The organism is Parvibaculum sp. (assembly GCF_039973015.1).
Taxonomy (GTDB): Bacteria; Pseudomonadota; Alphaproteobacteria; order Parvibaculales; family Parvibaculaceae; genus Parvibaculum.
Map to the genome: position 1 here is coordinate 166,226 of NZ_JBDWLT010000009.1, position 13,873 is coordinate 180,098.

The following is a 13,873-nucleotide window of genomic DNA, read 5'->3' on the forward strand; positions in this document are numbered from 1 at the left end:
GTTCCTTTGGGAATGCCCGCAGTGTCGGCAAGGGCCTCTTGTCGGGAAGACAATCGCGGTATGCCGAACGGGGAACAGGTGGAGTGTGGTTAGTGCCCGTGCGATAAAGGTGAAGCCGTCAGCTGATTTCTCCGGCTACTGGCAGCGGCATAAGGCCTAAGTCTCGATCTTGTGTAGATCAATAAACATTACTGGTTCGTCTCTGCGGCGATTTTCGTCGGTATCCAACATCGTGAAGCCGCACTTTTCGTAGAAGTTGACTGACTGTCGTTTTGAATCGACCACCATAAAGCGACACCCAACGGACGGGCAGACGGAAGTCTTTACCACACCAAGTGCAATATCTACGAGAGCCCTCCCGACCCCGCTTTTGCGGTAGCGCGTATCGACCGCGAGTCTTGCCAGCTTGACCGCCGGATAGCCGCGATATTGAAACGGTACATCTTCACCGAGAAGGCTGTGTTCGGCGGTAGTTTCAACCTCGCTACAAACGATGGTGATAAACGCCACGGGGCGCGAGCTTCCATTCCGGTCATAGGCGACATAGGTTCGCGCGAGGCTTTGAGCCTCGTAGCTCTTAGCGTGTTTCTGAAAGAATGTCTTCAGAGCTGTAAATGCTGCGTCGCCAAGCGAAAGCCCGGTGACCTTATCACCGGGCTCCAACTGCTTTACTTCTATTTCAGTGGCGTTATCAGGCACCCTTCACCTTTGCGCGATCAATCTGGATGCGGATACGTCCGCCTTTTCCAAACTCATGCGCAAGGGTTACGCCGCGCTTGACGCTTTCTACGGCAGCGGCTTTCGGCTTTCCGTATATAACCTGGTTTTTGAACTTTTTTGCGTCCTCGTCCGTGAGCGTCACACGGCCGAAGGCGTGAGATTTGATGCTCATTGCGGTGCGCCTTTCAATTCGAGATGCCCGTACAGCGGGCATATGGAGGATATATAGCGTTTAATAATGGCGTATAGGGGTTGACAATGTGTGCTTTGCGTGGCAAAAGCGTCTCGCTTCTTTGGTAAGCGATAAGCGAGACGCTTCTAATGGATTAGCAACGCCTCAAAAAAATTTGCCGCAGCGTCTTTTCAGCAAGCGTTTAAGTCAAAACCCACGTTGCCCCGGTCCCGTTCCTTTCCTTCACCACGATCTTCCGCCCTTTGCAGATGGACAAGGTTCCCCCTGATACGGGCGTTAGAGCGCGCCGGGAGTCTCCTTGAGTGGCACCCGGGACAATCTCTGGGGCCGTGACGGGCTTACCGGCCCTCCTGAGTAGGGCGACTTCCCCCGCAAGGGTGGCCCATTTTTCCTTTAGCGCGGCGAGGTCGTATTTGTTCCCAAGGGCATTCATGTCGCGAATGTAGAATTCTCAGGGCATTACCCAAGAGAGTTTCTCCGGCGTTTGCGCCATAAGACCAGATGTCCATCCTGTAGAGGCTGCCATGCCTATCTCCGTCCGCCTCACCGCAAATCTCGCAACGCGGCTCGATCTTCTCGCGAAGAAGACCGGGCGCACCAGGGCGTATTATCTGCGCGAGCTTGTGGAGCGCGGTATCGCCGACATGGAAGATTATTATCTCGCCGCGCATGTGCTGGAGCGCGTGCGCAAGGGCGAAGAGAGAACACATTCGGCAGCCGAGGTGAGAAAAGACCTTGGCCTGAACGGCTGAGCCGTCGCTGCCTCCTCCCGAACTGACCGCGCGTCCATTGCCGTCCCACCCTCGCTTTGTCATCTTCTCTTCGCGCCATTGAGACGCGCGGGGAGAAAAACATGAAAAACATCTCGATGGCGCTTGCTGCGCTCTTCGCGTTTCTGGCTGCCTCGGCGGTCACGCGCGCTGATGCATCGCGTGAAGGGATTGAGGACATGATGGCGAAAGCGGAAATCGCGGCGCTTGTGAACAATTGGGGCTTCTATCGCGATCAGGAGCGGTGGGGCGAACTCTCTTCCGTCTTTCATCCCGGCGGCACGATCTCGATCAGCTGGTATGACGGACCTCACGAAGGTTTCGTCGAGGCCTCGAAGATGATCGCAGCCAATGGCAGTGCGCTTCTCAAGCACCAGTTCGGCGTGCCTTCCATTCGCGTGGAGGGGACGCGCGCGGTGAGCGAGGTCAATGTCGTCATCATGGTGCGGTCGTCCGCGCCCGCCGGCACCGTCGACACCACCTCCCATGCGCGCTTTCTGGACCTGCTCGAAAGGCGCGACGGTTCATGGAAGATTCAAAAGCGTGTCGCGGTCTATGAAAAGGACCGGATCGATCCTGTCGACATGCCCGCCCTTCCCGCTGCCGTCTTCGAGGGGCTTGATGAGTTTCCGAAGGAACTCCGCTTTCTTGCCGCCAGCATGAAGAAGGCGGGCATCGAACTTTCGAAAACCGTCGTTCTCGACAAGAGCCCGGAGGCGGCAACGCTCTACGAGGAAGGCGATGCCTGGCTCGGCGGCGCCTGAAACGGGCAGCCGAAAACCGGGGATTGTTATTTTGCGGCCACCCTACCGCGTGTGCGAAGCGGCAAGCGGGGATTGTTATTTTGCCTCCGATGCCGCCACGCATGAAAAAGGGCCGGGTTATCCCCGGCCCTTGTCCGACTTGTCCCCGCTTGCGGGATAACTTCGCGCTTTATGACGGTTTGATGACGTTTCGATGACGGTGGGCCGTTTCAGGCCGCCTTTGTCCCCGCTTCGATGGCATCCTCGACCGTGCGCAAGCCCGGCCGCGCGGCCGAAACGAGCACCGCCATGTTGCCCGGCAGGTGTTCGTTTTTCCACATCTTGTCATGTGCAAGAGGAATGTCCGCCCACGGAAGAACTTCCGACATGCAAGGGTCGATGCGGCGCTCGATGACGAGCTGGTTTGCAGCCGACGCCTGCTTCAGATGCGCGAAATGCGAGCCCTGAATGCGCTTCTGGCGCATCCACACGAAGCGTGCGTCGAAGGTCAGGTTGAAGCCCGTGGTGCCGGCGCAAAAGACAACCATGCCACCGCGTTTCGCGACCATGCAGGAAACGGGAAAGGTCGACTCGCCGGGGTGTTCGAACACAATGTCGGGGTCGATGCCCTTACCCGTGATATCCCACACGGCCTTGCCAAACTTGCGCGCTTCTTTCATGAAGTCGTTGAACTCTTCGGAGTTCACCTTCGGCAGCTGGCCCCAGCAGTTGAAATTCTTTCTGTTGATGACGCCTTTCGCACCCATCGACATGACGAAGTCGTGTTTGGAGTCGTCGGATATGACGCCGATGGCGTGTGCGCCCGCCGTTGCGCAGAGCTGCACCGCGAAGGAGCCGAGGCCACCCGACGCGCCCCACACAAGCACGTTCTGTCCGGGTGACAGGATGTGCGGGCGATGGCCGAACAGCATGCGGTAGGCCGTTGCAAGAGTGAGTGTGTAGCAGGCACTCTCTTCCCATGTGAGATGCTTCGGGCGCGGCATCAGCTGCTGCGATTGCACGCGGCAGAACTGTGCGAAGGAGCCGTCCGGCGTTTCGTAGCCCCATATGCGCTGTGTCGGCGAGAACATCGGATCGCCGCCATTGCATTCCTCGTCGTCGCCGTCGTCCTGGTTGCAATGGATGACGACCTCGTCGCCCACCTTCCAGCGCTTCACCTTGGAGCCGACCGCATAAACGATGCCGGACGCATCCGAGCCTGCGATATGATAGGGCAGCTTGTGAACGTCGAAGACGGAGATGGGTGTGCCGAGGCCTGCCCAGACGCCGTTATAGTTGACGCCCGCCGCCATCACGAGGACGAGAACTTCGTTCGAGTCGATCTCCCATGTGGGCACGACCTCGACCTGCATGGCTTGTTGCGGCGGCCCGTGCCGCTCGCGGCGTATCGCCCAGGCGTACATGTTTTTCGGTACGTGCCCCAGTGGAGGGATCTCGCCGACCTCGTAGAGATCTTTTTTCTCCGTGTACGCCATAATATACCTCTCTCGCCGTTCTCTTTCTGCCCGCTGGCTTGGCGCGGATCATTGGCATTTGACGCTGCGGATGCAAGGGCATTTTGCGCTGCAATATAAGCCGGCCTCTTTGGAAATGGCCGTTTCCCGCGGTTTACTTGACATGGTGGAGCACATAATGCGGAGTAAAAATCCGCATTATGCCCGGCGGAAAGAGACGTCGCGGGACAGGACAATGCATTCAAACAGATAAAGGCGCCGGATTTCTCCGGCGCCTTTTCCTGTGCGGTCCCTTGGTCTGTCTTACCAGAGGCCGTGCTTTTGGACCTCGGCGCGTCCGACGACCATGTGGTGAACCTCGTCGGGGCCGTCGGCAAAGCGCAGATGGCGCATGTCAGTATACATGTCGGCAAGCGGGGTCCATTGCGAGATGCCTGCGGCGCCGTGCATCTGGATCGCCTGATCGATGATGAGGCAAACCTTCTCGGGCACCATCGCCTTGACGGCACTGACATAGACGCGGGCTTCCTTGTTGCCCAGCACATCCATGGCTCGGGCGGCCTGAAGCACGGCAAGGCGCATCGCATTGATCTCGATGCGCGCGCGGGAAATGATCTCTAGGTTCCCGCCGAGCTTCGCAATCGGCTTGCCGAAGGCTTCGCGCGTCGCGGCGCGCTTCACCATCAGTTCGAGAGCCTTTTCCGCCTTGCCGATCGAGCGCATGCAGTGATGGATGCGGCCCGGCCCGAGGCGCACCTGGCTGATTTCGAAGCCGCGGCCTTCGCCGAGAAGGATGTTCTCCTTGGGTACGCGGACATTGTTGAAACGGATATGCATGTGGCCGTGCGGCGCGTGGTCCTTACCGAAGACCTTCATCGGCCCGAGAATCTCGACGCCGGGTGTGTCTATCGGCACAAGAATTTGCGACTGCTGCTTGCTGGGCGGGGCGTCCGGGCTTGTCCGCACCATCACGATCATGATCTTGCAGCGCGGGTCGCCTGCGCCGGAAATGTAGAACTTCTCTCCGTTGATCACCCAGTCGCCGCCGTCGAGCACGGCGCTGGTGCGCACGTTCTTTGCGTCGGAGCTCGGCACGTCGGGTTCGGTCATGGCATAGGCCGAACGGATCTCGCCATTGAGAAGCGGTTCCAGCCACTTCTTCTTCTGCGCCGGGGTGCCGACGCGTTCGAGCACTTCCATGTTGCCCGTGTCCGGCGCGCTGCAATTCAGGGATTCCGATGCGAGCGGCGACTTGCCGAGTTCGACGGCGATATAGGCGTAGTCGAGATTGGTAAGACCCGAACCGATTTCGGATTCCGGCAGGAAGAAATTCCACAGGCCGGATTCCTTGGCCTTGTTCTTTGCGCCTTCCAGCAGCTCAAGCTGGCGCGGATGCCAGCTCCAGCGGTCCGTCTTCTCGTCATGGAGGCGGAAGAATTCCTCCGTGATTGGGTCGACATTTTCGGCAATGTGCTTCTTTACCGCCGCCATGAGAGGCCGCGCCTCCTCCGACATGGCGAGCTGAAACAGGTCTTGCTCATGATCTGACATAAACTCTATCCATCCCTATGTGTTTTCAGTTTCGATGGCGGCAGGGTAGCGCGTCCGGGTGCTTTGCGAAATCCATTGCGAACGGCCCACGCCGGATTGGCTGGACGGGCATCTGAGAGCTTGGCTCTTTTGCGGCGCAGCAAAGCCTGTGATAATGGGTCATTGAAATGCCGGTGGACGCGAGGGAAAGCGATGAGCAAGGGTAGTGAAAGCGGTGCAGGCGGTCCGGCGAAGGACAAGCCCTGGATTTTCCGTACCTATGCCGGTCACTCGACGGCGAAAGCCTCGAACGAACTCTACCGCACCAATCTCTCGCGCGGCCAGACGGGGCTGTCCATCGCCTTCGATCTGCCGACGCAGACCGGCTACGACAGCGACCATGTTCTTGCGAAGGGCGAGGTCGGCAAGGTCGGTGTGCCGGTTTCGCATATCGGCGACATGCGCGCCCTCTTCGAGGGCATTCCCATGGAGCAGATGAACACCTCCATGACGATCAATGCGACGGCAGCCTGGCTGCTGGCGCTCTATATCGCGGTGGCCGACGAGCATGGCGCGGACCGCAAGAAACTTCAGGGCACTGTTCAGAACGACATCATCAAGGAATATCTTTCGCGCGGCACCTACGTCTTCCCGCCCGCGCCGTCGATGCGCCTGCTGACGGATGTCGTCTCCTACACCTACACGGAAGTTCCGAAGTGGAATCCGACCAATGTCTGCTCCTATCACCTGCAGGAAGCGGGGGCGACACCGGTGCAGGAGCTTGCTTTTGCGCTGGCGACGGCAATCGCCGTTCTCGACCGGGTGAAAGAAGGCGGACAGGTGCCGGAGAAGGATTTCTCCAGGGTCGTTGGCCGTATCAGTTTTTTCGTCAATGCGGGCGTGCGCTTCATTACCGAAATTGCGAAGATGCGCGCCTTTGTCGATCTCTGGGATGAGATATGCCGTGATCGCTATGGCGTCGAAGACGCGAAGCTTCGCCGCTTCCGCTATGGTGTGCAGGTGAATTCGCTCGGCCTCACCGAGCAGCAGCCGGAAAACAACGTCTATCGCATCCTGCTCGAAATGCTCGCGGTCACGCTGTCTAAAAATGCGAGGGCACGCGCCGTGCAGCTTCCCGCCTGGAACGAGGCTCTTGGTCTCCCGCGCCCTTGGGATCAGAAATGGTCGCTGCGCGCGCAGCAGATTCTCGCCTATGAGACGGACCTTCTCGAATATGGCGACATCTTCGAGGGCTCGAAGGTGATGGATGCGAAGGTTGAGGCGCTGAAAGCGGAGGCGCGCGAGGAGCTTTCGCGTATCGAAGAGACGGGCGGTGCCGTTGCCGCCGTCGAAAGCGCCTATATGAAAGAACGTCTCGTCGAGTCGAACCTGGCGCGTCTCGAAGAAATCGAGGCGGGGCGGCAGATTGTCGTGGGCGTCAATAAATACGAAGAGTCGTCGCCGTCACCGCTATCCACAGGTGCGGGCTCAATCCACGTCGTCGATGAAGGTGTCGAGGCGGAGCAGGTTGCGGCGCTGAAAAAATGGCGCGAGGCGCGTGACAGCGAGGCCGTCAAGGCGGCGCTCGCGGATCTACGGGCGGCGGCAAAGGAAGGCCGCAACATCATGGAGCCATCCATCGTCTGCGCAAAGGCGGGCGTCACCACCGGCGAGTGGGGCACAGCGCTGCGCGAAACCTTTGGCGAATATCGCGCACCGACCGGCGTCAGCCGTGCCGCGCGCAATGCGCCGGGCGATCTCGACCCTGTGCGCGAAATGGTCAATGCCGTTTCCTCGAAGCTCGGGCGCAAGCTGAAGTTCCTGGTCGGCAAGCCCGGTCTTGATGGTCATTCGAACGGTGCAGAGCAGATTGCGGTGCGCGCGCGCGACAGCGGTATGGACGTTGTCTATGAAGGCATCCGTCTCACGCCTGAGCAGATCGTGAAATCCGCCCAGGACGGCGACGTGCATGTCGTCGGCCTTTCGATCCTGTCCGGCAGTCATGTGCTGCTGGTCGAGGATGTGATGAAGCGGATGAAAGAGGCCGGGCTCGGCAATATTCCGGTCGTTGTCGGTGGCATCATTCCGGCCGATGACGAGGAAAGGCTCCGTGCCGCAGGCGTCGCTGCGATCTACACGCCGAAGGACTTCCAGATCAACGACATCATGGCGGAGGTTGTGCGTCTCGTGGACTACAATACCGAGGAAGCAGCCTGATCCCGGCGTCTCTCCGCACTTTCTCATGCGGATCACATTCTTGCCATATTCCCATAATGTTTCCGCCGCATTGGAGTCCTTCAATGGCACAATGCAAACGGGGCTTATGAAGTCCCTGTGGCGGCTGATATTTCAACGTTTCTTCGTTTTTCCGGACTCCGCTCCCGCCGCCCAGAATGTTACAGTTAATAGTTCGTTAATGCGGGGTGCGTGAGGAAGGGGTCGGCTGATGAGCGACGGTTTCGACACGACGAGCGGGCAGGGTGGTCAGAAAAAAGACCAGACCGCGTGGCACTACGGACGCAACGCCGAGCCTTTGCCGGAACTTCATGTCTTTTCAAAGCTCTCCGAGCTCGACGCAGCCTACGCCGCGGAGCTTGCGCGCCGCCGTGCACGGCAGGAAACGATCGAGCGCGAAATCAATGAAATGGCAAAGCAGCTCGCCGCGCCGCTGGACGGTGCGGCCCATGAGGCACCGAAGGAAAAAGGCTTCTTCAGCCGGAGGGCCAAGGCATGAGCGGCGTCTCTCTCATCTCCGATGACATGCGCGCCGCGATCACGCGCAACTATGTGGCGAGCGAACGCGAAGCGCGTTTTGCGAGTTTCTATTTCATGGCTTTCGTCCTCGTTGCGCTCATTGCCCTCGGCGCGCTTGTCGTCGATTACATGATCGTCAGCGAATTCTGGACCCGCGCTCTTGCCAATGAATTCCTGGAGCTTCCGGGTGCGCTTGGCTCTTCCGTCGCTTTCAAGTCGATGCAGGTGCTTTTCGCCACCGTGGCGGCGCATATCCTCTACGAACAGCTCGGACCCATGGGCAAGGCGCTTTTCGTTCGTATTGTCTTCGTGCTGGCGTTGACCATGCTGCTTGGCGTCGGACTTTTGCTTGCGCTGATGTCGCTGCCCAATGGTATCGCCGCGACGAGCGATGGCAGTGTCGGCTCATCGCTCGGAAATGCGCTGGCAGGTCTCGGCATTGCGACCGAGGCAACGCAGGAAACGGTGCGAACCACGAGCGAGATCGACCAGATGCGCGGCTGGCAGCCGGTGGCCTGGCTCGCCTCGCTTGGTATCGTCTTTCTTGTGGTAACGGGTGTCGCGGCCCTTTGTCTTCACTACGCCGTCTCTTCGCTTCGCCGCGTCTTCCATGCCCGCGATTTCAAGCATCGCCGCGCGGCGATGGAACGCCTTGCCTCGCTTGAGGCCGAGCATGACGGTAACCGTCACTCACTTTCGGAAATGGAAGGGCCCGAGAACCGGCGCCACCTTCTCTGGACAGGCCTCATGCGCGAGTGCCGTTCCTATGAGCAGGGTCTGGACGAGGCCCGCCGCGAAGGGAACAAAATCTCGCAGGCGGATCATTCGGGCGGACGCGGCCTGCTTGGCCGCCGCCGTCCGGCGCCGGCGCTTGCCAATGGTGCGCAGAGCCAGTTTACGAACCGGCTCAAGGCTTGCGAGGATTCACGCTGTCTCGGCCGTTACGAAAAGCTCTTCGATGACTGGTGGGAGCGCCGTTCGCGCAACGCCATGAAGGCAGGCCCGGCGCGGCTTGAGCCCGTACGCGAGCCGATCAGCGAGGTTCTGCCCCCGCGCAGCGCGCTGCGAATTCCCACCGGTTCAGCGGGCGAATGATCGCCATGCGTGTTTCATTCGGCGCTGTTGTGGCGATGGCTCTCGCATTTGTCTTGTCGCCGGCAAAGGCACAGGAGGCACCGCGACCGCAGACCGTCATCATCGGTCTCGATATGTCGAAGAGCAATCCGCTGGTGGAAGACCAGGCTTACGCCGCGCGCGTCGCGCAGCGGGCGGCAGGGGAGATCGAGCATCTGCCGCTCAGGTCGCGTGTGATGCTGAGGACTTTCGGCTCCTACGACACGGGCGCCAATGCGCTGAAAATCGACGAGGTGATCTCGGCCCGGTCGAAGCCGCAGGCTGTTGCTGAAGGCATGTCGGCGATCATCGCCGCTATTCCGCGCCTCATCGACGAGGGAAAGCTGCAGGCGCAGGGCTATACAAACGTCGTCTCCTTTCTCGAAAATATGTCGCAGCTTGTCGACTGTCAGGCATCCGAAGTGCATGTGATCCTGCTGACGGACGGGTTCGAGGACTCCGAATATACGAAGCTTGTGAGCGGGGGCTCGCTGCCCACGCCGGAGCGCCTCTACCCCGGTTGTGCCGAACTGACGATGCTGGGCGTAGGGCAGGGCGGCGGCAGTCCGACGTCGACCAGGCGTGTGCGCGAGCAATGGGCGAGTTGGGCCGAAGCGGCAGGTTTCGAGAAATTCACGGGCCTTTATGACTGGTAAGTGACGTCTTTTGACGTTGTGGTGGCGGAAGGATAATGTCCGCGCCCGTTCTTTCCTGCCGCTTGTTTCTCCCGGAAAATTCCATGGAAGTCGCGCTTTCCCTTGTGCTGCCGATCTTTGCGGTCATCGCAGTCGGCTATGCAGGCGCGCGGACGAAGCTCATAAGTCATACCGGTGTCGACGGGCTCGATACTTATGTCTTCACCTTCGCGATGCCGGCGCTGCTCTTCCGCAACCTCGCCAATACCGAATTTCCATCGGCGCTGCCCTGGGGCTTATGGGTTTCCTATTACGGCGCCATGCTTGCCGTTTGGGCAGCGGGCTCGTTGATTGCGCTCTATGTTCTGCGCCGCCCGAAAGCCGACGCCGTGATGCTGGGTTTCGGTTGCGGGCAGGGCAATACGATCATGCTCGGCCTGCCGATCATTCTCACGGGGCTGGGCGCGGAAGCAGGAACGCCTGTGTTCCTCATTCTCGCCTTTCACGGGATCATTCTCTTCACCATTGCGACTTTCCTGCTGGAGCTTACCCGCGTGCGGGTTGACGGGCGCCAACCCGGCTTCGGGTCAATTCTGAAGGAAGGCCTTCTGAATACCGTGCGCAATCCCGTCATCATCGGTATTGCCTGCGGCGTCATTTACGGGCAACTCGGCGTTCCGCTTCCCGGTATTCTCGATACGGCGCTCGAAATGCTGGCGCGTTCGGCGATTCCCTGTGCGCTCTTCGTGCTTGGCGCGATGTTGACCCGCTATAGCATTCACCGCTCGGTCGGCGCGGCGTCGGTCACGACTTTCTTCAAACTGGTCGTGCATCCGGCTCTGGTGTTTTCGATGACGCAATTCGTTTTTGCAATGGAGCCGCTATGGGTAGCGGCAGCAACATTGCTCGCGGCGATGCCGACCGGTGTTTACTCCTCGATCCTTGCGAACCGCTATCAGGCTGCACCGGGCGCGGCATCGAGCACTGTTGTTCTCTCGACCGGCGTCAGCCTCATTACGCTGACGGTCCTGCTTGGCTGGTTCCTCTGAGTTTCAGTCGCCACCGGCGGCCATCACGATGCTGGGTTTGAAGCTCTGCGGGGCAGTGAGGCGGAATGCATCTGGTCTCACATAGAGGAAGCTCAGCGGCGTCTTCTCAAGCAGGCGGAAGACGATGATCGGAGAGATGACGGCGACAGTCGTCGCGATGAATGTAATGAGGTCACCATTCTCGAAGCCGAGCTTCACCATGCCCACACGTATCACCGCCATGGGCAGGAAGAACGACAGGAAGATATAAAGCGAGTGCTTGCCGACCCAGGAGAGCGGCTTTGCATATCCTGCCGAGGCGAGAATGCTCACCAGCATTACCGCGGCGGCGCCGCCTGCGAAGCCCATGAGCAGTTCGAGCGAACGAATATCGATCAGACGCGAGAAGACGACGCTGGCAACGCAGGCAAGAAGCAGCAGCCCGAGGGCGAGGCCTTTTGCGGGCTGTGCGCGGGCCCAGTCGGCGATCTCGAATACCTGCTTGGCGCCATAGACACCCGCAACGAACCAGACGAAGCGCCAGGCGAATTCGTCGAGCAGCATCCAGCCCGTATCGAGTTGCGTGAAATAGAGTGCAACGGCAAAGAAGAAAATGAAGAAGGGACGTGCGCTTCTGAGCAGGCGAAGGGTCATGAAGAAGAGTGCCAGCGCATAGATGAACCAGAGTACCGCGAAGGGCTGGATCGGGATCATCAGGAGGTCGACATGGGTGACCGCCCAGGCCCCTTCATGCGGTATGAGGATTTTTGTGCCGATCTGGATGACCGACCAGAGCACGTAGAAATAGGCGAAATGGACAATCTTGCTGTCAGCGAACTTCCGAAGGTCGCCATAAAGCGCCTTGTAGGCGAAAAGGCCCGCGACGAGGAAAAAGAGAGGCATCCGAAAGGGCTTGGCGAATTCGGCGATGGTGCCAAAAACAAGCGGCAAGTGCCCAACGGCGTTCTGAACGCCGAAGGTCGTATGCTCCATCACGACCAGAATGATCGTCAGGCCTTTCGCCGCGTCGATCCAGTCGATGCGTTGTTTCGAAACAGTTGCAGCGTTCTCGCCAGCCATTGGGGGGCTCCTGTGGCTCGGAAAAATACGGTTTCCGTCCCCACGCGGGACTTGTGACCGGGTTTCAAGCAAAGGAAGCAGGTTCCGCGCCAGCCGTAACCGGTCGGCGGCTATGGTTAATCCAGGCTAACTATGCGTCTTATGCCGGCAGGCGTGGTGCCTTTGGCGCGCAGTTCCTTGAGGCCCATGTCCTTCGCGCTTTTTGAAAGGCGGCGGCCGGTGTCGTCGCGAATGAGACCGTGATGGTGGTAGCGAGGCGCGGGAAGGCCCAGCAGCACCTGCAAGATGCGGTGAATATAGGTTGCAGGGAAGAGATCCTGACCGCGCGTTACAAGGGTAACGCCCTGAAGGGCATCGTCCACGGTAACGGCGAGATGATAGCTCGTCGGTACGTCCTTGCGCGCGATGACGACGTCGCCGAAAAGCTCGGGTTCAATGGAGAGGAGGCCGGTATCGCCGCGAAGGCTTTCTCCATCCTCACGAAAGGTAATCGGGCCGCCATTGATACGGACCGCTTCGCGCATCGCCTTTTCCATGTCGAGGCGCCACGCATAGGAACGCCCCTCCCACATCAATTCGTTCAGACGTGCTTTTGGCATGTCCTTGCAGATGCCGGGATAGAGCGGGGCGCCGTCGGGGTCGCTCGGCCATGCCTGCAACGGAATGCCGCTGGCGAGGATCGCATCGTTGACCTCCTTGCGTGTTGCAAAGCACGGGTAGACGAGGCCCATGTCGCGAAGTTTGCGCAATGCCGCCTCGTAGTCGGAGAAGTGTTCCGACTGCCGTCGCACCGGCGTTTCCCATTCGATGCCAAGCCAGGCGAGATCTTCGTAGATGCCTTCCACATACTCCTCCCGGCAACGGCCGACATCGATATCCTCGATGCGAAGAAGAAGACGTCCCCCGAGCCGTCTCGCCATGTCGAACGCGAACAAGGCGGAATAGGCATGGCCAAGGTGGAGCCATCCGTTCGGGCTTGGCGCGAAGCGAAGGACCTCGCGCCCGCTCATGTCATCCTGCATTGAAACGACAACTCCGGGGGGCTTAGGGTGTGGCATTGATAGCCTGTGGTGGCCCGCTGCGAAAGAGGAGGCAAGAGGAATGACGCTGACCGGACCGAGCGTAGCGGCAAAAAGCGGTACCACGCGGCAACTCGTGATCTTGTGTCATGGCTACGGGTCGGACGGGAATGATCTCATTTCTCTTGCCCCGTACTGGCAACAGGTCATGCCGGACGCGGCTTTCGTCGCACCCAATGCGCCTCAGCCCTGCGATGGAAATCCGATGGGATATCAGTGGTTTCCCATCACGAGGCTCGATCCGTCGGAAATTGCCCGCGGTGTTTCATCGGCGGCACCCATACTCGACCGCTTCATTGATGAGCAGCTTTCGCTCCACGGTCTCGATGCTTCGCACCTCGCTCTTGTCGGCTTCAGCCAGGGCACGATGATGGCGCTGCATGTCGGGCTCAGGCGTTCAGTGGCGCCTGTCTGTATCGTGGGTTATTCTGGTGCGCTGGCCATGCCGGAGCGGCTGGCGGATGAAGTGCGGTCTGCACCGCCTGTTCTCATGGTCCATGGCGATGCCGACGATATGCTGCCGGTTTCCCGGATGCATGAAGCGGTTCAGGCGCTTGGCGAAGCGGGGCTGGCGGTCCGGTGGCATGTCTCGCCCGGGCTTGGCCATGGTATCGACCAGACAGGGCTCGATCTTGGGGGGCGTTTCATCGCCGATGCCTTTGCGGGGCGGCGGCCGGCTTCGGCCGTTGCCGGGTAAATTTCACGGCAATCCGTGGCGGCTTCACAAAGCCGTTGCACCATATATAGTAAACT

The 13,873-nt window shown here is 59.7% G+C and carries 14 protein-coding genes; 8 read left to right on the forward strand and 6 right to left on the reverse strand.

All coding sequences use genetic code 11. The features are described from left to right. Positions 1 to 156 precede the first annotated feature (156 nt). Together ABJO61_RS10450 and ABJO61_RS10455 are read right to left on the reverse strand one after the other, a co-directional pair. Complete coding sequence (locus ABJO61_RS10450) at positions 157 to 699, reverse strand: GNAT family N-acetyltransferase (RefSeq protein WP_348328166.1); 543 nt, start codon at positions 697 to 699, stop codon at positions 157 to 159. After that, positions 692 to 892: a hypothetical protein gene (locus tag ABJO61_RS10455; RefSeq protein ID WP_348328169.1), complete on the reverse strand. Its 201-nt coding sequence runs from the start codon at positions 890 to 892 to the stop codon at positions 692 to 694. The genes ABJO61_RS10450 and ABJO61_RS10455 overlap by 8 nt, the downstream gene beginning before the upstream one ends. Positions 893 to 1,437: 545 nt before the next feature. Between ABJO61_RS10455 and ABJO61_RS10460 the strand changes: the two genes are divergently transcribed. After that, entirely contained in the window at positions 1,438 to 1,665 is a 228-nt protein-coding gene (locus ABJO61_RS10460) for a ribbon-helix-helix protein, CopG family (protein WP_348328172.1), read from the forward strand. Between the two features lie 101 nt (positions 1,666 to 1,766). After that, on the forward strand, positions 1,767 to 2,447 hold the full coding sequence (locus ABJO61_RS10465; RefSeq protein WP_348328175.1) for a nuclear transport factor 2 family protein: 681 nt from the start codon (positions 1,767 to 1,769) through the stop codon (positions 2,445 to 2,447). Positions 2,448 to 2,656: 209 nt separating this feature from the next. Here ABJO61_RS10465 and ccrA read toward each other — a convergent pair whose 3' ends face one another. Both ccrA and ABJO61_RS10475 read right to left on the reverse strand, forming a co-directional pair. Beyond that, a complete protein-coding gene (gene ccrA, locus ABJO61_RS10470) occupies positions 2,657 to 3,922 on the reverse strand; it encodes a crotonyl-CoA carboxylase/reductase (RefSeq protein WP_348328178.1) in 1,266 nt (421 codons plus the stop codon). 282 nt (positions 3,923 to 4,204) lie between these two features. After that, entirely contained in the window at positions 4,205 to 5,452 is a 1,248-nt protein-coding gene (locus ABJO61_RS10475) for an acyl-CoA dehydrogenase family protein (protein WP_348328181.1), read from the reverse strand. A 192-nt stretch (positions 5,453 to 5,644) separates the two neighbouring features. On the opposite strand from ABJO61_RS10475, the gene ABJO61_RS10480 reads away from it, so the two are divergent. The 5 genes from ABJO61_RS10480 to ABJO61_RS10500 all read left to right on the forward strand — a co-directional run bounded on the left by ABJO61_RS10480 (position 5,645) and on the right by ABJO61_RS10500 (position 10,982). Continuing rightward, positions 5,645 to 7,648: a protein meaA gene (locus tag ABJO61_RS10480; protein WP_348328184.1), complete on the forward strand. Its 2,004-nt coding sequence runs from the start codon at positions 5,645 to 5,647 to the stop codon at positions 7,646 to 7,648. 229 nt (positions 7,649 to 7,877) lie between these two features. Then, positions 7,878 to 8,165, forward strand: a complete 288-nt coding sequence (locus tag ABJO61_RS10485) for a hypothetical protein (protein WP_348328187.1) — start codon at positions 7,878 to 7,880, stop codon at positions 8,163 to 8,165. Next, positions 8,162 to 9,280: a hypothetical protein gene (locus ABJO61_RS10490; protein ID WP_348328190.1), complete on the forward strand. Its 1,119-nt coding sequence runs from the start codon at positions 8,162 to 8,164 to the stop codon at positions 9,278 to 9,280. The genes ABJO61_RS10485 and ABJO61_RS10490 overlap by 4 nt, the downstream gene beginning before the upstream one ends. Positions 9,281 to 9,285: 5 nt before the next feature. Next, on the forward strand, positions 9,286 to 9,954 hold the full coding sequence (locus ABJO61_RS10495) for a hypothetical protein (RefSeq protein WP_348328193.1): 669 nt from the start codon (positions 9,286 to 9,288) through the stop codon (positions 9,952 to 9,954). 83 nt (positions 9,955 to 10,037) lie between these two features. Then, entirely contained in the window at positions 10,038 to 10,982 is a 945-nt protein-coding gene (locus ABJO61_RS10500; protein WP_348328196.1) for an AEC family transporter, read from the forward strand. Positions 10,983 to 10,985: 3 nt separating this feature from the next. Here the strand turns inward: ABJO61_RS10500 and ABJO61_RS10505 are convergent, their stop codons facing one another. Next, the gene (locus ABJO61_RS10505; RefSeq protein ID WP_348328199.1) at positions 10,986 to 12,041 is read right to left on the reverse strand and encodes an acyltransferase family protein; all 1,056 of its coding nucleotides are present in this window, start codon (positions 12,039 to 12,041) and stop codon (positions 10,986 to 10,988) included. A gap of 116 nt (positions 12,042 to 12,157) precedes the next feature. Next, the gene (gene gluQRS, locus ABJO61_RS10510; protein WP_348330907.1) at positions 12,158 to 13,063 is read right to left on the reverse strand and encodes a tRNA glutamyl-Q(34) synthetase GluQRS; all 906 of its coding nucleotides are present in this window, start codon (positions 13,061 to 13,063) and stop codon (positions 12,158 to 12,160) included. A gap of 79 nt (positions 13,064 to 13,142) precedes the next feature. Here gluQRS and ABJO61_RS10515 point away from each other — a divergent pair, with 79 nt between their 5' ends. Then, positions 13,143 to 13,817 carry a prolyl oligopeptidase family serine peptidase gene (locus tag ABJO61_RS10515; protein ID WP_348328203.1) on the forward strand — a complete coding sequence of 225 codons (675 nt, stop codon included), beginning with the start codon at positions 13,143 to 13,145 and terminating at the stop codon, positions 13,815 to 13,817. The last annotated feature ends 56 nt before the right edge of the window (positions 13,818 to 13,873 follow it).